This window comes from Bacillus sp. OTU2372, assembly GCF_038440275.1.
Classification (GTDB): domain Bacteria; phylum Bacillota; class Bacilli; order Bacillales; family Cytobacillaceae; genus Neobacillus; species Neobacillus bataviensis_B.
Genome location: NZ_JASATK010000009.1, coordinates 16,449 through 35,385 on the forward strand (window position 1 = coordinate 16,449; position 18,937 = coordinate 35,385).

The following is an 18,937-nucleotide window of genomic DNA, read 5'->3' on the forward strand; positions in this document are numbered from 1 at the left end:
CTGAACATCAGCTGTGAATCAACTCTTATTTGAAAGAAAAACAATAAAGAGTATAAATTTCATGGTAAATAACTCATTAATTAGGAAGGGACATCAGATTATGAGTATTCGGAGGCGCGTCATTTTAATTACTGACGGTGATGAATATGCAAAAAGGGCTGTTGAACATGTAGCCAAAGAGATTGGCGGGCGTTGTATAACCAGCTCCTATGGAAATCCTTCCAAATTAACGGGACCGGAAATCGTCAAGTTAATTAAAAAAACACCGCACGACCCGGTATTAGTGATGTTTGATGACAGTGGAATTGTAGGGGAAGGTGCTGGCGAATCGGCATTGAAATATGTTGCCACACATGAAGATATTGAAGTTCTAGGAGCCATTGCGGTTGCAGCAAGATCCAGGCATGAGGAATGGACAAGGGTTGATGTAAGTATTGATCGGGATGGAATTTTAACCCCGTATGGTGTCGATAAATATGGAATACAAGAACTGGAACTCGGCAGGATCAATGGAGATACAGTATATTGTCTTGATGAATTAAGTATTCCTATTATCGTAGGAGTAGGCGATATTGGAAAAATGGCTAGGCAAGATTCATACAAGTTGGGTGCCCCAATAACCAAAAAAGCTGTAGAACTTATACTTGAAAGGAGTGGCTTTCGTGTCAAGGAGCAATGAGCAAAAATGGCCAATCCCTGAATCAGTAAATGAGATAGAAAATTATATGAAACAAAGAGTCGGGCTGGGCATCAGCTTTGATTTAGGCGTTAGAAAGCTGAACGTCCTTAAGAAAGATGTACAAATATATTACTGTAACGGTCTTTGTGATACCCGTTTTATCATCGAATTAATAGAAGAATTAGTCCAGCTAAACAACCATGAAAAACAATCAACGGACATTTACAAGCTTATTTATAATCGGCTTCTCAATCAATCGGTTCAGCCCATTCATAAATTAGATGAGCTCGTGGATTTAGTCCTTTCCGGTCAGATTGTCGTCGTTATTGAAGGTGAAAATACGGCATTGGCCGTTGATGTAAGAAGTTATCCTGGGAGGTCGCCTCAAGAACCGGATACTGAGAAGGTTGTCCGGGGTTCACGTGATGGATTTGTTGAAAATATCATCTTAAATACGGCGCTAACGAGACGAAGAATTAGAGATGAACGCCTGCGTTTTGAAATGATCAAAGTAGGAGAAAGATCAAAAACGGATGTGGCAATAGGCTATTTAGAGGATGTCGCAGATGCTGATTTATTAAATATATTAAGAAAAGAAATAAAGGCGATTAAAGTAGACGGAATTCCTATGGGAGATAAAACGATTGAGGAATTCATTGTCAAACAGGGATGGAATCCCTTTCCGATGGTAAGATATACAGAAAGAGCAGATGTGGCTGCGGCACATATATTAGAAGGTCATGTCATTATTTATTGTGATACATCACCTAGTGTCATTATTACTCCGACAACGTATTTTCATCATGTGCAGCACGCTGAAGAATTTCGGGAATCCCCTGCAATGGGAACATTTGTAAGATGGACAAGGTTTTTAGGAATATTAGCTTCCATCATTTTGCTTCCACTTTGGTTACTATTTGTGGTGGAACCATCCCAATTGCCTGAAAATATTGCCTTTATTGGACCGAATAAACAAACAAATATTCCAGTGGTTGTCCAATTGATACTAGCTGATTTTGGTATTGAATTTTTAAGAATGGCTGCTATACATACTCCAACCCCATTATCAACAGCAATGGGTTTAATTGCCGCCGTTTTGATAGGACAAATTGCAATTGATGTAGGGCTGTTTGTTCCGGAAGTCATCCTTTATGTGGCAGTTGCAGGTATAGGCACTTTTACAACCCCAAGTTATGAATTAGGTGTAGCAAATAAGATTGCCAGAATGATCCTAATGATTTTGGTTGCCCTGTTCCATACACCAGGATTTGTGATAGGGTGTACAGCAATGTTTTTATTTGTTATTCATATGCGTGCGTTTAACACACCATACTTTTGGCCATTCCTTCCCTTTGAACCCAAAGGATTTATGCAAATTCTCATTCGTCGTGCCATTCCAGGCTCCTTGCTAAGACCAAGTATTGTTCGGCCGCGAAATCGTTTCAGGCAGCCGCCTGGTGCAAATGAGAAGTAATGGTTTTTTTTACAATTGCAGTTTTAATTAAGTTATGCTAAAGTTATTTTATTTAAATAAAGGGAAAAAGTAGTCAAAAAAATAGGCAGTATCTTTTGCAGATTCTGTCTATTTATTTTTGAGATTGTCTCATAGACTATAGTAGTGTAACGGAGAGAGGGAGAGGGAATGTATTTTTACGGATCAACAGGTGTAAATAAGAACGGGAATCTAGAAATAGGCGGAGTTGATGCCGTTGAGTTAGCACGGCAATACGGGACTCCTCTGTATGTTTATGATGTAGCCTTAATGAGAGAAAGGGCAAGAGGTTTTAAACAAACCTTTGATGATTTAAATGTGACTGCTCAGGTAGCATATGCTAGCAAAGCTTTTTCAACTGTTGCTATGATTCAGTTGGCGGAAGAAGAGGGATTATCGCTGGATGTTGTATCTGGAGGAGAGTTATATACCGCTATCGTTGCTGGATTTCCTGTTGAAAGAATTCATTTTCACGGAAATAATAAAAGCAGAGAAGAATTGGAAATGGCATTAGAGCACAAGATAGGCTGTATTGTGGTTGATAACTTTTTTGAACTCAATCTGTTAAAAGAGCTGTGCCGGGAAAAAAATGCAACTGTTAATATTCTTCTAAGGGTAACACCAGGTATCGAAGCGCATACACATGATTATATCTTAACCGGACAAGAAGATTCAAAATTTGGCTTTGACCTTCAAAACGGGCAGGCAGAAGAGGCTTTAAAAATGGCGATTGAATGTAACTCTTTTAATTGTCTAGGGCTGCACTGCCATATTGGTTCGCAGATATTTGAAACGACTGGTTTCTTATTGGCGGCTAAAAAAATTGTTGAAAAACTTGAACAGTGGAAAAATGAACTTTCTTTTGTTGCTAAAGTACTAAACTTAGGCGGAGGCTTTGGAATCCGTTACACAAAGGAAGATGAACCGATTCTTCCCTCACAGTATGTCCGAGAAATTATTACCGAGGTAAAACACTTGACGGAGCAGCATTCCTTAATAATGCCGGAAATATGGATTGAGCCAGGTCGCTCGCTTGTTGGTGATGCTGGTATTACCTTATATCAGGTTGGTTCATCTAAGGAAGTACCAGGTGTTAGAAAATATTTGGCGGTTGATGGAGGAATGAGTGATAATATCCGCCCGGCCCTTTATCAAGCAAAATATGAAGCAGTGCTTGCTAATAAACCATTAGCTAAGGCAAATCAAACAGTCTCTATAGCCGGAAAGTGCTGTGAATCCGGTGACATGCTGATATGGGATCTGCCGTTGCCAGAACCTGGGGAAGAAGACATTCTCGCAGTATTTTGTACTGGAGCATATGGGTATTCTATGGCTAACAACTATAACCGGATTCCTCGCCCTGCGGTTGTATTCGTGGAAAATGGAAGGGCCACACTTGTAGTGAAAAGAGAATCCTACGAGGACTTAGTCCGGTTGGATTTGCCGTTAAAATAAGTAGGTAATTTTAACCGTTAATCACTAGAACAAAATTATAAAAAGCTGTCGCAATTGTTTGCGGCAGCTTTTTATTGTGTGCCCGGCATGGGTGCAGGCTCTAGGGTGCAAGTCCCGAACGGTGAAGGCAGTAGTAGCCATAGCTTAAGACAAGGATATGCGGGGTGACTTTCATATCTGAAGGAAGTCGGCGGCAAACTTCCGCTCCGAGGAACACGAATCTCATATAAGGCTAGGTGACATTGGATAAGTCTGCAATACAAGACAAAGCCCATACTGCCGAAGGTGTCACAGAGTAAATGAGGCGGAGACATGGAAGGAAAGTCTGTACTCTTACCCGGGGAGAACCTGTCGGTATGCCGTACTCATGCGGTAAGCCTATTCGTGAGGATAGATTGAACGACAGGCGTCAGCAGAAGCCATAGTACTTATTCGCTTAAGAGGATAAGTAAGGGCTGAACCGGTTATGGAAAATAGGAACTAGGCGTATCTTTCCATTCAATGAAACAGAAAACATGGTACCTGTTTAACGAAAGAAACGGTGAATCCGCAGGGGTCATTAAACAGGGTGGAGAACGGAAAGGACACAAACAGAACACCTATTTACGCAGGAGGTTATATCAATGTTAATGGAACGGATTTTGTCACGGGAGAACCTACTTAATGCAATTAAAAGAGTAGAAAAGAATAAGGGAAAACATGGAGTAGACGAAATGCCCGTCACTGCTCTTCGTGGACATATTATACTCAATTGGAGCGAACTGCGAGAATCCCTCTTCGAGGGAACCTATATCCCATCCCCTGTCCGTCTAGTCGAAATCCCGAAACCAGACGGCAAAGGGAAGAGGAAACTGGGAATCCCAACCGTAACAGACCGTTTCATTCAACAAGCAATTACCCAAGTGCTTACCAGGATGTACGACCCAGGTTTCTCTGAGTGCAGCTTTGGCTTTCGCCCTAACAGGCGAGCACACCATGCAGTTAAATTAGCCAAAAGCTATATAGAAGAGGGGTATCGATGGGTAGTCGACATTGACCTTGAAAAGTTCTTTGACAAGGTTAATCACGATAGATTAATGAGTAAGTTAGCTGAGAGGATCAATGATAGGACTCTTCTCCAATTAATCAGACGATTTCTTACCTCTGGGTTATGGAAGGCGGAATTGTCAGTCCGAACCTTGAAGGGACACCGCAAGGGGGCCCTTTAAGCCCTCTACTTTCGAATATTGTTTTAATGAACTAGATAAAGAATTGGAGCGTAGAGGACATCGTTTTGTTCGTTACGCCGATGACTGTAATATCTACGTGAAATCTAAAAGAGCTGGGGAAAGGGTTATGAATGCAATGACTCATTTTATTGAAGGAAAGCTTAAACTGAAGGTTAACAGGGATAAAAGCGCTGTAGACCGCCCTTGGAAAAGGAAATTTCTTGGGTTCAGTTTTACAAGTAATCTAAAACCGAAGGTGAGAATCTCTCCCCAATCAATCAAACGGTTTAAAGATAAAATAAGGAAGCTTACAGGCAGACGCAGGTCAATTGCCATGGAAGATAGGATTTATGACCTTAATGAATATCTGGTAGGATGGGTTAATTACTACCATTTAGCAGATACTCGCTCAGTAATTGCAAAACTCGAAGGATGGCTTAACCGAAGGTTAAGAATGATTCGATGGAAGGAATGGAAACTTCCTCGAACCAAGGTGAAGAAACTCATTGAACTAGGTGTCCCGGAGGGAAAAGCACATGAATGGGGAAATACCAGAAAGGCTTATTGGAGAATATCAAAAAGTCCAATCCTTCATAAAACATTAGGGAAAGCCTATTGGCTCTCCCTAGGATTGAAAAGTATTTCTGCAAGATATGATTTACAGCGTTCGACATAATTGGAACCGCCGTATACGGAACCGTACGTACGGTGGTGTGAGAGGGATAAATGGAGGTTAGTCGCCTCCCCCTATCTCAATTCAATTCTCATGAAAAAATGGCTTTTAACGCATCAATCAACCAGATGAAAAATTGTTTGAGTTTTTCTAAAAACCCTTGCCCCTCATCGGATTGTAGAAATTTAGAAATTTGATCTTTTGCTTTATTAAGCTGGTCACTAACTTGGTTCCAGTCAATATTTAAATCAATCAGCTTATTAAAAAAGTCAATTAAACTGTTTAGTTCTGCATCTGACAGGGTCACATTTAAATCTTTTGCTGCTTGTTCAATAATACTTCGTAATTCTGCATCATTTTTTGGCTTATTCTTGGCAATTTCCTCTTTAACCTTTGCAATTAATGCAGCGGCATTCTCAGCGCCAATTGAGTCGCCTAATTTTGCGGTTTCCACCATTTCTTCATTCGCTGCTTGTTTTACATCTTCAGGAATCGTTTTATCCGCAGAAATCTCATATGCCTTAATAATTCCGGTTAAGGCAGCCGTTCCAGATACCGAAATAGGTGCTGTGATATAGATATTAGCATCTTTAACCCCAGCTGTAATTAGGGCATTGACATACATCTCATCCGTAACCCAGTTGATATTCTTTGTTTTAACCTTAATCCCTGCTCCCTTTGGGGCAATGGTTATGGCAGATGAAGAAATGGCCTTAGTTCCAATCAAAGATTTCGCGATGTACTTTCCTAAGTACTGATGCTCTTCCTGATTTGTAACGGTAACAATTTGTACATCAGCAGGTGCACCCATCTCTTCTAATAAATTACTTTTTTGCGTTTCTGTTAGATTTTCTCCTAGAGTAACAATCATATCCCCTTCAGCTATGTCAGCAAAGCTGTGAATAGGATAAAGGCTAATAAGTGATAAGAGTAGAAGAACGAATATTTTTTTCATTTCAGGCCTCCTTGAAGTTTTAAGCAAAACTGGAAATATAAAATCCCTTTTACTAATATAACCGAAACCATTAATATAAACGTAATTTTTTATCTGAAAGTTTCATAGTTTCCAAACCTGGCGTACATTCAACAACATTTAAAAGAGAAAATAGATTATTTTTGTTATATAGTGTAGAATGGTGGCAGGATAGAATGCTTTTGGAGGAACTCTCTGTTATGAAAAGTAACTGGTTATTATTTGGGATTCTAATTGGTCTCTCTGTAATTTGGGGATTGATTTACTGGATTTTTATTGTTCCTAGTAAATAATGGATACTTCTATTTGATGAATGCCCATTATTTATGTATTATGTTGTTTAGTGAAACACTATAAATTCAAATTACATATAATGAATAAATGTTTATTATTCAATAATTAGGAAAAAATATAATATTGTTAAACCAGACAGAAAAACGGTTTATTTAATATAATGAGGGATCAAAATGTTAATTCGATACAAGAAGACTTTCGAAAAGATTGCCATGGGTTTATTGTCCTTTATGCCGGATGAAAAAGACTTAAAAAAGCTCCAGGCAACCATGAAAAAATACGAATCCGAAGAAAATTGGCAGCTTTTTCTTTGGAAGGAAGAAGATATAATCGGGCTGTTAGGAATTCTTTTTGATCATCCAGGCAATCAGATTATCGTTCAACATATTTCCGTAAACCCATCACATCGCTTTCAAGGCATCGGGAAAAAAATGGTGAAGGCATTAAAAGAAATGTATGCAGATAAAGTAATTATATCGAATGAGAACACAGCTCCATTTATTGAAAAATGTGATGTATGCTAAGATACCTAAAAAGGCAACGGATTAGTCGTTGCCTTTTCTTAATTTTAGAGATTGATTTCTTTCTTCGATTACACTAGTTCGATCCCGTAAGATGTGTCGATGAACTAAATGATCATTTGTAAGGTCACTGTTCATCCCCCAAACAAACCCATTCTGCTTACAATACCTTCTGCCTAGATCCAACAGGGCTTGATCCCCAATTGGTAAGTTAAAACTAATATATCTTTGTTGATTAGTGATGTTGGATAGCCGACTTGTTAATATATCTTGAAGCAAATGTGGGTCTAATCCAAGCTTTATGACAGATTCGGGCTGTGTCTTAAAAATGGTTATTGCTTTTTCCAATGTCCTTTTGGCACCAGTAAAGTTGTTTCTCCGGTGATGATAGGCCGAAACTGCTAATAAAATAAGGCCCACCCAGATGGAGTTTTTATTTTTCACATCATTTTTTTTCCAATATTCCTCAAGTATCTCGTGGCACTCAAAATAATCTCTGTCACCATGAAAGTGAGCTAAAAATTGGATATACTCTTTTGGGAACAAAAAATCCCCCCTTTTTAGAATTATGTATGTCTTAGTTTATCATATTGGGCTTATCCATTTAACTAGTAAAAAAGACCCGCCAGATAGACGGGTCCCTTTGCTTCCATCTTCGTATTGTCTAACTTTAGCGTCTTTTCCGCGCTTTTGCACTTCTTAGTAAACCCAAGAAGCACCAACAATGATTAACAAAATGAATAAAACAACGATTAAAGCAAAACCTGCTCCAAATCCGCCATCCATATGAAAGACCTCCTTGAAAGTTTTTGTTCTTTTCCTTGTCATCATATGTGGGATAGTTGTCCATTGTTATGGGCAAACACCCTAACTTCGTGATTAACCATCTAAAGGTTGATTTTTCTATTGGATAACAAACTTGAATCCTCTATACTAATAGTTGTCAGTAAGACTTATTAAAAAAAGTTAATTTATTTTTTAGAATTTTGGTGAATTAAAATGCCTTATAAGGTAAAAATCGATGCATTTGAAGGGCCGTTAGATTTACTTCTCCATCTAATTAATCGGCTCGAAATTGATATTTATGATATTCCGGTTGCTGAAATTACGGAGCAATACTTACTATATATTCAAACAATGAGTGAACTCCAGTTAGATGTTGCAAGTGAGTTCTTGGTTATGGCTGCGACATTGCTTGCAATTAAGAGCAAAATGCTTTTACCGAAACATGAAGAGGTAATAGATGAAGTGGACCAAGAGATCTCATATGACGATGACCCGAGAGATGAACTGGTTGAACGCTTAATTGAATACCGAAAATATAAAGAAGCCGCCCATGACCTAAAAACCTTGGAGGAAGAGCGAGGGCTTATGTATACCAAACCCCCGAGTGATCTTTCTGATTTTACTAAAGGGATAAATCCAGAACGGACCGAATTAAATGTATCCTTGTATGATATGCTTGCTGCATTCCAGAAACTATTGCGCAGAAAGAAATTGCAGCGGCCGATGGCCACAAAGATTGCACGACAGGAAATATCGATTGAAAAAAGAATGAACGAAATAATGGATGAGCTACACCAATTGCAGGGGAGGAAAAATTTTAATGACTTGTTTCCGAACCCACGGAAAGACCATATTGTTGTAACATTTTTGGCCATTTTGGAATTAATCAAGAGAAAAGCCATAGATGTGGACCAGAAAGAAAATTTTGGGGATATATTTGTAGAAGCTGTGAAGGAAGGGGCTAATTAAGTGGAAATTATAAATTGGAATAGTATACTAGAGAGTCTATTATTTGCCGCTGGAGATGAGGGACTATCCCTAAAACAACTGGCGGAGGTATTAGAAGTCGATGAGCTGCATGCCAGTGAAATGATTGAGGACTTGCGTCAAGAGTATGACCGTGATCACAAAAGGGGCATTATGATCGTTCAATTGGCAGGAACTTTTCAACTTGCCACGAAAAAGGAAAATGCAGCCTATTTAAAAAAATTAGTAGATTCCCCCCATACATCTACTCTTTCACAAGCAGCTTTAGAAACTTTGGCAATTATTGCTTATAAACAACCGATTACCCGTGCAGAAATTGAAGATATCCGTGGAGTGAAAACAGAGCGACCGCTCCATACCCTAATGGCAAAAGTTTTAATTAAAGAGGCTGGCAGAGCAGAAGGAACAGGTCGTGCTATTTTATATGGAACCACAAAAGAATTTCTAGACTATTTCGGTTTAAAAAACTTAAAAGAACTGCCTCAGTTACCAGAAAAAGTTGAAGAGGAATTTACTCAGGAAGAAGCGGACCTGTTTTTTGAGAAATTTCAGGAAACAATTAACTCTTAACTAAATCTTCAGGAGGAATTTATGCTAAAATAAATATAAATTGATATAAAGCTTGTATGATTTATATTTATTGTGGCAGCCAGTTGATAAGGAGAGGGAGTACATTGCTAATTAGAGAGTGTAAGGGATATGAATTGGAGAAGGAAAAATCAAATACTTCAGAGGACTTTTTTAACAGAAGCGAAGTTACGTTTTTCGAAGAAGGACAGGAAAAAACGCTTCATGTCTTATATGTAAGGTATTTTGATGAGCTCTTTCAAGAGTTTACTCCGTACAAGCAAGACCCTATTATAAATCAAGGAACCAATGAAGTTTATTTTAAGGATATTGTAGCACTTGTTTGTCTCTTGAAAAATCCAGGACTTCGCAGTCGAAAAAGATTATATATTAATTCTAAGCACGAGTTTGCTTCTTATTTTCAAGATATTAATTTTAATAAATTACCTGAAGTATTTCTAGGTATCCAGAAAAACAAAGAGTTTAAACTCCATTCTCCACTTGAATTCATTTTGCAATCACATTAATCAGCACAGCTAATTTAGGAGGGTAATTATGGGAAATACATTGGTGAAAACACAGCTTAATGATGTAAAGGAATTCTTAACAAAATCAATATCAACACTTGAAGACTTTTTAAATGAAACAACCATCTCGCAATTAAATGTAGAAAATGACGAAGACCGAGTTTACGTTAAATTAATTTTGGCAAATATGCGGAAGTTGGTTGTTTATAGTGAAGAGGGGTTAGAGGCCTGCTCTGTTATTTTACAAAGCGAACCTTTTCAAAAAGCTGCAGCTGAAAAAACGCTATATAAGATTTATCATCAATGTATTGAAGAGTTTTTCTCACCAAAGAATGACGCTTGGTTTGAAAATAGTCGTTCGGCCTATACAGGCAGGAACTCGATTAAATATTATCGCAATGTATCTGATAAGATTTCAGCAATTATTAAGAGTTTAGAAAGTGATTTCCAGAGAATAAGGGAAGAACTTGAATACTATGAAACAGATTATCGAACAAAAATGATTCAATCAAAATAACACAATTAATTAATATACACTAGAAGACTGTTCCCCTGTGAACAGTCTTTTTTCGTTCTTATTGAGTGTTGCTCCTCATACCCTTTAGAAGGATTACTTATAAGCTGAAATGAGGGAACCTAATGGGACGTTTTAGCCAATATGTTAACGACTTATTTGTTTGGAATGAACAAATGAAACAATTTCTTCAATCTGAACACGTTGGTCAAGATGCTGAATTATGGGAGAAATTGGACGAATTTACGGAATTAATTGAAAGTACTAATCGGGAATTATCAAACGAGGAGCTGATCAATCTTCAAGGAAAGGCAGAAAATATTCATCAGCAAATGGAATATTATTTTAGGAATAAACAAGAAGTAGGCAAAATTTGGGTGGTGGAAAAAACACTTCAACCAGGTGGACATACATTACCGGAGCTTCCATACGCCTATAACGCCTTAGAACCATATATATCAGAGGAAATCATGAGGCTGCATCATGATAAGCATCATCGTTCATATGTGGACGGATTAAACCGTGCTGAAATAAATCTGAAGAAGGCAAGGGAGATCAATGATTTTTCATTAATTAAGCATTGGTCAAGAGAGCTCTCTTTTCACGGATCAGGACATTATTTGCATACGATTTTTTGGAAAAATATGAGTCAAAATGGAGGCGGAAGCCCCCAAGGAATATTAAAAGGGGAGATAGAAGGTTACTTTGGCAGCTTTGAGGCATTCAAGCGGCAGTTTTCAGAGGCTGCCAAGCAAGTAGAGGGTGTTGGCTGGTCACTATTGGTCTGGAGTCCGAGAGCAAGGCACTTGGAGGTACTGCAAACTGAACGTCATATGCTCCTTACACAATGGGATACAATTCCATTACTTGTCTTGGATGTTTGGGAGCATGCTTATTATTTACAATACAAAAACAATCGGAGTGAATATGTAGATAAGTGGTGGAATCTCGTAAATTGGCATGATGTTGAAATGAGGTTTGAAAAAGCGGCTGATATCAAATGGCCTGCTTTCTAAATTAGAGACTCGCCAATCGGTGAGTTTTCTTTAGGAGATAAGTATAAAAGTTTTTGACTTCGAGAATTGTCTAGCTCCAGCGCCTAGCCCCTCGATGGTCTACAGCTTATCCAGTTGCGGCTCCTTGGGACGCAAGTCTAAGCCATCCCCTGAAGAAGGCAAAAAGCGCCTTCTTGCAGGGTACGTCTTAGCCTAGAGTCCCAGGACAGTCGCCTCCACATTTAGGACAATCCGTCCAAAGAGTTAAAAAGCAACCTTTCGCCCGGCTAGTCTTATGCTTGTCGGGGCTGACCAAGGCGCTTGCGCTTTTCTAATTTAGTGTCATAACATAACTCGTCCCGCATAAACTTGTATAAAAGCGAATGGGAGCTTGAACAAGACCTGTTCAAGCAGCTGTAATAGACAAGCTTCGAATAGACAGATATAAAGGAGACGAGGTTAATCTGATGAGAATGATTTCAAAGCTAGTAATTATAACCCTCATGATCTCACTAATGATCGTAAACATTCCTCAAAAGGTTGATGCTTCCCTTGATGTAAGTGCTGCGAGTGCCGTGTTGATTGAACAAAAATCTGGGCGGATCTTGTTTGAAAAGGATGCACATACAAAGAGAAGAATCGCTAGTATAACAAAAATCATGACAGCCATACTTGCGATTGAATCAGGAAAAATGAACCAGTATGTAAAGGTGAGTGAGAAAGCAACAAGGGCTGAAGGGTCTTCTGTATATTTAAAACCCGGAGAAAAAATTAAACTTCAAGACCTTGTCTACGGCTTAATGCTGAGGTCTGGAAACGATACAGCAGTGGCAATCGCCGAATATATTGGAGGAAGTGTTGATGGCTTTGCCTACTTAATGAATCAGAAGGCAAGGGAAATAGGGATGTATAATACTCATTTTGCAAATCCACATGGACTTGATGATCATGAAGATCATTATTCAACAGCCTATGATATGGCCATTCTCATGCGGTATGCAATGCAGAATAAAACGTTTCAAAAAATATCTGGTACAAAAGTTTATCGGGCCCCGAACCCAACCGAAGACTGGGATCGGATTTGGAAGAACAAAAATCGCCTCCTAACTAAATATAAATATGCAACTGGAGGAAAAACAGGATATACCAAACGAGCAAAACGGACACTTGTGACAACAGCAACAAAAGGCGATATGAACTTAATTGCTGTAACCTTAAACGATTCTGATGACTGGAATGACCATATTTCTATGTACGAAAATGGCTTTAGTGGTTTTGATATGGCGGAAGTGTTAACGAAGGGTAAGTTGGACATTTCCAAAAATAAACTTTATAAAGGACATTTATATGTCAAAAAGTCAATTGTGTATCCTGTTACCAGTGAAGAAATGGACCAATTTTCTATTAAATATAAATTAGAAAAACCTCGAGAAAGCTTAATCTCCTCCCGAAAGGAAGCAATCGTAGGTAAGGCAGAAGTTTACTTGGCTGGGAGAGTAGTGGAAGAAGCTCCTATATATTTTGAAAAGGTGCTGAAAAAAGAGAAAAAGGGGTTGCTTGACTCTATAAAACAAATGTTTCTTTCAGTAATTGGTGTGAACGTCAATGGTTAACTATATTTGGGTAGCTATGACCATTATTGGGATTGTGTTCGCGCTAATAAACGGTAACATGGAAGCGGTCAATAAAGCCGTTTTTGATGGAGCCAAAGAAGCAGTTACTCTTTGTATCGGGTTAATCAGTGTACTTGTATTCTGGCTAGGTATGATGCGAATTGCCGAGGAATCAGGACTACTCCAAAAACTCACAAAACTATTCCGTCCGATTGTAAAAAGAATATTTCCTGAAGTACCTGCCAATCACCCCGCAATGGGCTATATCTTATCCAATATGATTTCGAATATGTTTGGTTTAGGCAATGCGGCTACACCTCTTGGTATTAAAGCAATGGAAGAGCTTAAAAAATTAAATCGAGGAAAAACAGAAGCTTCTAGAAGTATGGTGACCTTTTTGGCCATTAATACAGCCAGCATTACTATAATTCCAACAACAGTAATAGCAATAAGAATAAATTATCATTCTGCATCCCCAACTGAAATTGTTGTTCCAACCATTATTGCTACCATTCTCTCTGCAATAGGTGCTCTATTGATTGACCGCTATTTTTATTATCGCAGAAGTCGAAAAGGATGATGAAGTTATGGGGTTCATATCAACTATTTCGCTAACTTTTATTCCTTTACTGATAGGGAGTATTTTACTATACGGAACGTACAAGCGAGTACCAACCTATGAGAGCTTTGTTGAGGGTGGGAAAGAAGGAATTAAGATTGCGGTATCAATTATTCCCTTCTTGGTGGGTATGCTTGTAGCTATATCCATTTTCCGTGCATCAGGTGCACTAGACGCCTTAATGAATTGGCTGAGGCCATTAATGAAGTCAATGGGGGTTCCTGCTGAAATTGTGCCATTGCTTATAATCAGACCAATTTCAGGCACGGCAGCACTAGGAATGACAAGTGATTTAATTGCTGTTTATGGTCCAGATTCCTTTATTGGACGCCTTGCATCTGTCCTTCAAGGGAGTACCGATACAACCTTTTATGTTTTAACCGTTTACTTTGGTGCAGTGGGCATTAAGAAAATGGGAGATGCCTTAAAGGTGGGTCTTCTTGCAGACGTTGTTGGGATCATTGTTTCTATTTTAATCGTCGGCCTAATATTTGGTACAACTTAATTTTACGATTATGGTATGTTCCAGTTTGGAACATGCTTTTTTTATTTCTAGTATTTAATACCCGTTACTTTGAAAAGTGGAGAAATTGTGTCATAATTCATTAGGATAGAATAGTGATTTTTTTTCGTATATCAAAAGGAATAAATCTCTTTACTACTAACAACGATTAGCAACTAATAGAATATTTGAGGTGAAATGATGGAAAGATTGCAAAAGGTTATCGCTCGAGCAGGAATTGCCTCTAGAAGAAAGTCCGAGGAACTCATTAAAGAAGGCAAAGTAAAAGTCAATGGCAAAGTGGTAACAGAATTAGGCTTGAAGGTATCTCCTTCCGATAGAGTTGAGGTTAATGAAGTACAGATTGAGAAGGAAGAGCCTGTTTATTTTGTTTTGTACAAACCAAGAGGAGTTATTTCAAGTGTAAGCGATGACAAAGGGAGAAAGGTAGTCACCGATTATTTTTCTCATTATAAAGAAAGAATTTTCCCTGTGGGCCGTCTTGATTATGATACTTCAGGATTATTGATCTTAACCAATGATGGGGAATTTGCCAATTTGCTCATGCACCCTAAGAACGAAATTGACAAAGTTTATGTTGCTAAAACCAAAGGAATTCCATTAAGAGAAAATCTAAGAAAATTACAAAGAGGAATCCATCTTGAGGATGGAAAAACAGCACCGGCCAAAGTAAAGCTGCTTTCGGCGGATAATAAGAAGCAGACAGCGATAGTCGAAATTGCCATTCATGAAGGCAGAAATCGTCAGGTTAGAAGAATGTTTGAGGCCATTGGTAATGAAGTCTTGAAACTAAAGCGTGAACGTTATGGATTCTTGACATTGAGCGGCTTAAAAGCAGGAGAAGCAAGGGAGTTAACTCCACATGAGGTGAAACAGTTAAGGGCGCTTGCTATGGATCAATCAAAGAAAAATTCATAAAACCGTCACATTTGTTTTTTGTGTTAACACTATGGTTTTGTTGTAAAATGCTATAATTTTAGACGAATGTGTCGAGTGGTGTACGGGAGGGGAATCTATGAAAAAACGGCGATTAGTCATTAGAACGCTTATTTTAGTTGTATTAGGTGTTGCCGTTGCCTATTCACTTTATGCTAATCTTACAAAAGATAATAAACAAAAAGTCGCGGTTGGGGACACAGCTCCAGATTTTGCGTTAGTTGATATGCAGGGGAATAAACACCGTCTTTCAGAATATCGTGGGCAAGGGGTATTTTTGAACTTTTGGGGAACTTGGTGCCCTCCATGTAAAAAAGAAATGCCGTATATTAATAATCAGTACCTTCAATATAAGGACAAAGGTGTTCAAGTTTTGTCGGTAGATATTCAGGAACCAGAACTTGCTGTAAATCAATTTGCCGAACGCCTTGGGCTGGATTTTCCTATAATGATTGACACAGAAAAGGAAGTAATGAATGTTTACGGGATTGATCTCTTACCGGCAACATTCCTAGTGGACAAGAACGGGAAGGTAGTCAAATATTACACTGGAGAACTAACTGAAAATAAGGTAAAGGATTTTATGGAGCAAATAAAACCTTAAGGGGACCTGAGGGAGTTTTTTACAATGAACGATGTTAAATGTGAATGCGGTCATGTAAATCCGCATGGAACCGTATTGTGTGAAGCCTGTGGAAAAGTGCTGGATGAGCAAGAGAAAAACAATAAAGAGCTTCTTGACATGCGCTATGAGGGAAGTGCACGCCGTTCACAAACATACAATAAGACGATTATTGATAAAATTTGGAACTTTTTTTCATCAGTCAAGGTAGGGATTTGGCTGATTGTGATTACTTTGGTTGCATCCACCCTGGGAACTATCCTTCCGCAAAAAATGTATATCAATCTGCCTCCTGATGTGTATTATGAGCAGGAGTATGGCTGGTTCGGTAAGCTTTATTACCAGTTAGGGTTGCATGATTTGTATGGTTCATGGTGGTATTTATTATTAATCGCTATGATTGGTATTTCTTTAGTTATTTGCAGTCTCGACAGAGTAGTACCACTTTATAAAGCCTTAAAAGCACAAAGGGTTACAAGGCATGAAGGTTTTTTAAGACGTCAGCGGATTTTTGGTGTGACTGAGTATCCAGAAGAAAAGGATTTAGCTGTCATCAAGAATCATTTAAAAGAAAGACGCTATCAGGTTCGCGAAGAAAATGGTGACTTGTTAGCAGAGAAAGGGCGGTTCTCTCGCTGGGGGCCGTATGTAAATCACGTTGGTTTGATCATCTTCTTATTAGGTGCAATGCTGCGCTTTATCCCAGGATTTTACGTAAACGAAGATCTTTGGGTTAAGGAAGGAGAAACGGCTGTTGTACCTGAGACTGGTGAAAAGTACTATCTAAAAAACAATCAATTTATATTGCAGCATTATGATAAAAACAAAGATAAAACGTTTGAAAAGGCGATAGAACAAGCTGGTCAAGTTGTTAAAAATTATCAATCTAATGTTGTCTTATATGAACGGGTTAGCAAAAATCTCCCGGGTGAAAAACCTGAACTTAAAAGGATTAAGGAATATAAAGTTAGAGTCAATCATCCATTAGATTTTAATGGCTATTCTGTTTTTCAGTCATCATATCGCAGTGAGTTAAAAGCGATGACGTTTGTGTTGGCAAATAAAAAGACTGGCCAGTCCTTTGGAATGATTAAAGTCGACCTAGAAGACCCAAAAGCTAAGTATGAACTAGGTAATGGTTATTCCGTAAATATCATTAATTATTTCCCAGACTTCGAATTTGATAAAAATGGTGAGCCTTCTACGAAATCACGGTTACCTAATAATCCTGCCTTCGTGTTCCAAATGACTACACCGGATAAATCAAAACCGGAAACAAGTTTTGTGGCAATTAAGCAGACAATCGAGCCATTTGGGGAAAATACGTATAAAATGGCTTTTCAAGGGATTGAAACCAAAAATGTCTCTGGATTCACGGTTCGGAAGGATTCATCCTTATGGGTGATTATTTTAGGCGGTATTGTCTTTATGATTGGAGTAATTCAAGGGGCTTATTGGAACCATCGTCGGATTTGGGTTCAAAATAAAAATGGACAAATTTGGATAGCGGCCCATACGAATAAAAATTGGTATGGAATAAAGAGGGAAATTGAGACGGTTTTAAAAGATACCAAGCTTGACATCCCAGAAGATCAACAACAAAAGGAAAGTATGGATAAGGAGGGAGTCTAGTTGGCCACAATAAGTAGTAATTTATTATTTATTGCTTTTATTCTTTATTTAATTGCGACATTATTTTATGGTGGATCGATTAAATCGAAGAATGAAAAGAATGAAAAGGCAGAAACAAACACATGGGGAAAAATTGCTGTTCTCCTGACTATTATAGGTTTTATTTCTCAGTTAGGTTATTTTATTACTAGATGGATTGCAGCAGGTCACGCTCCAGTAAGTAATATGTTTGAGTTTACCACCTTTTTTGGAATGGCTCTTGTTGGTGCATTTATCGTTATTTATTTTATATACAGAACAACATTACTTGGACTATTTACAATGCCAGTTGCCATATTGGTTATTGCTTATGCAAGTATGTTTCCAAGAGAGATTACACCATTAATACCAGCCCTGCAAAGTTATTGGCTTCATATCCATGTAACCACTGCGGCCATGGGAGAAGCCATCCTTGCGATTAGTTTTGCTGCAGGACTAATCTATCTTGTAAAGGCAATTGATCAAACAAAACCAAATAAACAAACCTTTTGGCTCGAGGTTGTGATGTTTGCCCTTGTCACAGTTTTAGGTTTTGTAGCAGTTTCATCTATCTTTTCAGCTATGGACTACAATGAAAAATTTAATTGGATAGACAAACATGATAATCAGATGTCTGTAGAGTATACAATGCCCGCCATTACAGGTCCTCATGATGGGGAATTATTAACAAAGAATGGTTTTAAACCATTAGTCGAAATGCCCGCTTTCATTAATGCAAAAAAATCAAATACGGTTATATGGTCTTTAATTGGGGGTCTAATCTTATACGGATTGATTCGCTCTGTGTTAAGACAACGGATTGCGGCTGCCCTTAAACCCCTTGTAAAAAATATTAAGCTGGATTTCGTTGATGAAATTAGTTACCGATCTGTATTAATTGGTTTTCCTGTATTCACTTTGGGTGCACTTATTTTTGCAATGATATGGGCACAAATGGCCTGGTCAAGATTTTGGGGCTGGGATCCAAAAGAAGTTTGGGCATTAATCACTTGGCTTTTTTATGCAGCGTTTTTACACCTTCGCTTATCCAAAGGCTGGCATGGTGAAAAATCTGCTTGGTTAGCCGTAATCGGTTTTGTCATTATTATGTTTAATTTGGTTGCTGTAAATCTTGTTATCGCTGGACTTCATTCCTACGCCGGATAAGCCAAGTGGAACATAGCCATATAGCCTTCACTTATATAAGTGGAGGCTTTTATAAAATCAAGAACTTTTATTAAAAAATTATATTGTCAAATAATTGACACACTTTACGGGAGTAATTACCTTGAAAATGTAGCAA

At 38.3% G+C, this 18,937-nt stretch carries 19 protein-coding genes and 1 pseudogene; 17 read left to right on the forward strand and 3 right to left on the reverse strand.

Going from position 1 to position 18,937, the window contains the following annotated elements:
- Positions 1–100: 100 nt before the first annotated feature.
- From AAHB15_RS15465 to ltrA, 4 genes and pseudogenes are all read left to right on the forward strand, one after another.
- Positions 101–679 (forward strand): stage V sporulation protein AE, encoded by a 579-nt coding sequence (locus tag AAHB15_RS15465; RefSeq protein WP_098533068.1) that lies wholly within the window; start codon positions 101–103, stop codon positions 677–679.
- Complete coding sequence (locus AAHB15_RS15470; RefSeq protein ID WP_335572413.1) at positions 663–2,153, forward strand: spore germination protein; 1,491 nt, start codon at positions 663–665, stop codon at positions 2,151–2,153. Before AAHB15_RS15465 ends, AAHB15_RS15470 begins: the two co-directional genes overlap by 17 nt.
- 168 nt (positions 2,154–2,321) lie before the next feature.
- On the forward strand, positions 2,322–3,626 hold the full coding sequence (lysA, locus tag AAHB15_RS15475; RefSeq protein WP_342042761.1) for a diaminopimelate decarboxylase: 1,305 nt from the start codon (positions 2,322–2,324) through the stop codon (positions 3,624–3,626).
- Positions 3,627–4,249: 623 nt separating this feature from the next.
- Positions 4,250–5,510, forward strand: a pseudogene (ltrA, locus tag AAHB15_RS15480) (group II intron reverse transcriptase/maturase).
- An 88-nt stretch (positions 5,511–5,598) separates the two neighbouring features.
- Here ltrA and AAHB15_RS15485 read toward each other — a convergent pair.
- On the reverse strand, positions 5,599–6,462 hold the full coding sequence (locus tag AAHB15_RS15485) for a DUF1002 domain-containing protein (protein ID WP_335572415.1): 864 nt from the start codon (positions 6,460–6,462) through the stop codon (positions 5,599–5,601).
- 485 nt (positions 6,463–6,947) lie between these two features.
- Here AAHB15_RS15485 and AAHB15_RS15490 point away from each other — a divergent pair, with 485 nt between their 5' ends.
- The gene (locus AAHB15_RS15490) at positions 6,948–7,298 is read left to right on the forward strand and encodes a GNAT family N-acetyltransferase (protein WP_335572416.1); all 351 of its coding nucleotides are present in this window, start codon (positions 6,948–6,950) and stop codon (positions 7,296–7,298) included.
- A 21-nt stretch (positions 7,299–7,319) separates the two neighbouring features.
- On the opposite strand, the gene AAHB15_RS15495 is transcribed toward AAHB15_RS15490, so the two are convergent.
- A complete protein-coding gene (locus AAHB15_RS15495; protein ID WP_144563039.1) occupies positions 7,320–7,841 on the reverse strand; it encodes a DUF309 domain-containing protein in 522 nt (173 codons plus the stop codon).
- Between the two features lie 153 nt (positions 7,842–7,994).
- Positions 7,995–8,081: a YjcZ family sporulation protein gene (locus AAHB15_RS15500; RefSeq protein ID WP_101650965.1), complete on the reverse strand. Its 87-nt coding sequence runs from the start codon at positions 8,079–8,081 to the stop codon at positions 7,995–7,997.
- A 213-nt stretch (positions 8,082–8,294) separates the two neighbouring features.
- Between AAHB15_RS15500 and AAHB15_RS15505 the strand changes: the two genes are divergently transcribed.
- The 12 genes from AAHB15_RS15505 (at position 8,295) to ccsB (ending at position 18,801) form a co-directional block, all read left to right on the forward strand.
- Positions 8,295–9,050, forward strand: coding sequence for a segregation/condensation protein A (locus tag AAHB15_RS15505; RefSeq protein WP_335572417.1), 756 nt, complete (start codon positions 8,295–8,297; stop codon positions 9,048–9,050).
- The gene (gene scpB, locus AAHB15_RS15510) at positions 9,051–9,638 is read left to right on the forward strand and encodes an SMC-Scp complex subunit ScpB (RefSeq protein ID WP_335572418.1); all 588 of its coding nucleotides are present in this window, start codon (positions 9,051–9,053) and stop codon (positions 9,636–9,638) included.
- Between the two features lie 104 nt (positions 9,639–9,742).
- Positions 9,743–10,162: a hypothetical protein gene (locus tag AAHB15_RS15515; RefSeq protein ID WP_335572419.1), complete on the forward strand. Its 420-nt coding sequence runs from the start codon at positions 9,743–9,745 to the stop codon at positions 10,160–10,162.
- Between the two features lie 28 nt (positions 10,163–10,190).
- Complete coding sequence (locus AAHB15_RS15520; RefSeq protein ID WP_098533050.1) at positions 10,191–10,679, forward strand: YpuI family protein; 489 nt, start codon at positions 10,191–10,193, stop codon at positions 10,677–10,679.
- Between the two features lie 122 nt (positions 10,680–10,801).
- Positions 10,802–11,692, forward strand: coding sequence for a superoxide dismutase (locus tag AAHB15_RS15525; RefSeq protein ID WP_144563034.1), 891 nt, complete (start codon positions 10,802–10,804; stop codon positions 11,690–11,692).
- Positions 11,693–12,138: 446 nt separating this feature from the next.
- Positions 12,139–13,284 carry a D-alanyl-D-alanine carboxypeptidase family protein gene (locus AAHB15_RS15530; protein ID WP_335572420.1) on the forward strand — a complete coding sequence of 382 codons (1,146 nt, stop codon included), beginning with the start codon at positions 12,139–12,141 and terminating at the stop codon, positions 13,282–13,284.
- Positions 13,277–13,864, forward strand: a complete 588-nt coding sequence (locus AAHB15_RS15535) for a nucleoside recognition domain-containing protein (RefSeq protein WP_251562031.1) — start codon at positions 13,277–13,279, stop codon at positions 13,862–13,864. The genes AAHB15_RS15530 and AAHB15_RS15535 overlap by 8 nt, the downstream gene beginning before the upstream one ends.
- Before the next feature lie 7 nt (positions 13,865–13,871).
- Positions 13,872–14,408 (forward strand): spore maturation protein, encoded by a 537-nt coding sequence (locus AAHB15_RS15540; RefSeq protein ID WP_335572429.1) that lies wholly within the window; start codon positions 13,872–13,874, stop codon positions 14,406–14,408.
- 198 nt (positions 14,409–14,606) lie between these two features.
- Positions 14,607–15,344, forward strand: coding sequence for a 23S rRNA pseudouridine(2605) synthase RluB (gene rluB, locus AAHB15_RS15545; protein ID WP_335572421.1), 738 nt, complete (start codon positions 14,607–14,609; stop codon positions 15,342–15,344).
- A 97-nt stretch (positions 15,345–15,441) separates the two neighbouring features.
- Complete coding sequence (gene resA / locus AAHB15_RS15550) at positions 15,442–15,966, forward strand: thiol-disulfide oxidoreductase ResA (RefSeq protein WP_144563030.1); 525 nt, start codon at positions 15,442–15,444, stop codon at positions 15,964–15,966.
- A gap of 24 nt (positions 15,967–15,990) precedes the next feature.
- Positions 15,991–17,616 (forward strand): cytochrome c biogenesis protein ResB, encoded by a 1,626-nt coding sequence (gene resB, locus AAHB15_RS15555; RefSeq protein WP_335572422.1) that lies wholly within the window; start codon positions 15,991–15,993, stop codon positions 17,614–17,616.
- Positions 17,617–18,801, forward strand: coding sequence for a c-type cytochrome biogenesis protein CcsB (ccsB, locus tag AAHB15_RS15560; protein ID WP_342042762.1), 1,185 nt, complete (start codon positions 17,617–17,619; stop codon positions 18,799–18,801).
- The last annotated feature ends 136 nt before the right edge of the window (positions 18,802–18,937 follow it).

Excerpts from the sequence above, each read along its gene's own strand:
- AAHB15_RS15465 (WP_098533068.1), top strand. The coding sequence starts at position 101 with ATGAGTATTCGGAGGCGCGTCATTTTAATTACTGACGGTGATGAATAT.
- AAHB15_RS15530 (WP_335572420.1), top strand. The coding sequence starts at position 12,139 with ATGAGAATGATTTCAAAGCTAGTAATTATAACCCTCATGATCTCACTA.
- resA (WP_144563030.1), top strand. The coding sequence starts at position 15,442 with ATGAAAAAACGGCGATTAGTCATTAGAACGCTTATTTTAGTTGTATTA.
- AAHB15_RS15505 (WP_335572417.1), top strand. The coding sequence starts at position 8,295 with ATGCCTTATAAGGTAAAAATCGATGCATTTGAAGGGCCGTTAGATTTA.
- AAHB15_RS15540 (WP_335572429.1), top strand. The coding sequence starts at position 13,872 with ATGGGGTTCATATCAACTATTTCGCTAACTTTTATTCCTTTACTGATA.
- lysA (WP_342042761.1), top strand. The coding sequence starts at position 2,322 with ATGTATTTTTACGGATCAACAGGTGTAAATAAGAACGGGAATCTAGAA.
- rluB (WP_335572421.1), top strand. The coding sequence starts at position 14,607 with ATGGAAAGATTGCAAAAGGTTATCGCTCGAGCAGGAATTGCCTCTAGA.
- AAHB15_RS15520 (WP_098533050.1), top strand. The coding sequence starts at position 10,191 with ATGGGAAATACATTGGTGAAAACACAGCTTAATGATGTAAAGGAATTC.
- AAHB15_RS15525 (WP_144563034.1), top strand. The coding sequence starts at position 10,802 with ATGGGACGTTTTAGCCAATATGTTAACGACTTATTTGTTTGGAATGAA.
- AAHB15_RS15535 (WP_251562031.1), top strand. The coding sequence starts at position 13,277 with ATGGTTAACTATATTTGGGTAGCTATGACCATTATTGGGATTGTGTTC.
- AAHB15_RS15485 (WP_335572415.1), bottom strand. The coding sequence starts at position 6,462 with ATGAAAAAAATATTCGTTCTTCTACTCTTATCACTTATTAGCCTTTAT.
- AAHB15_RS15490 (WP_335572416.1), top strand. The coding sequence starts at position 6,948 with ATGTTAATTCGATACAAGAAGACTTTCGAAAAGATTGCCATGGGTTTA.
- AAHB15_RS15500 (WP_101650965.1), bottom strand. The coding sequence starts at position 8,081 with ATGGATGGCGGATTTGGAGCAGGTTTTGCTTTAATCGTTGTTTTATTC.
- resB (WP_335572422.1), top strand. The coding sequence starts at position 15,991 with ATGAACGATGTTAAATGTGAATGCGGTCATGTAAATCCGCATGGAACC.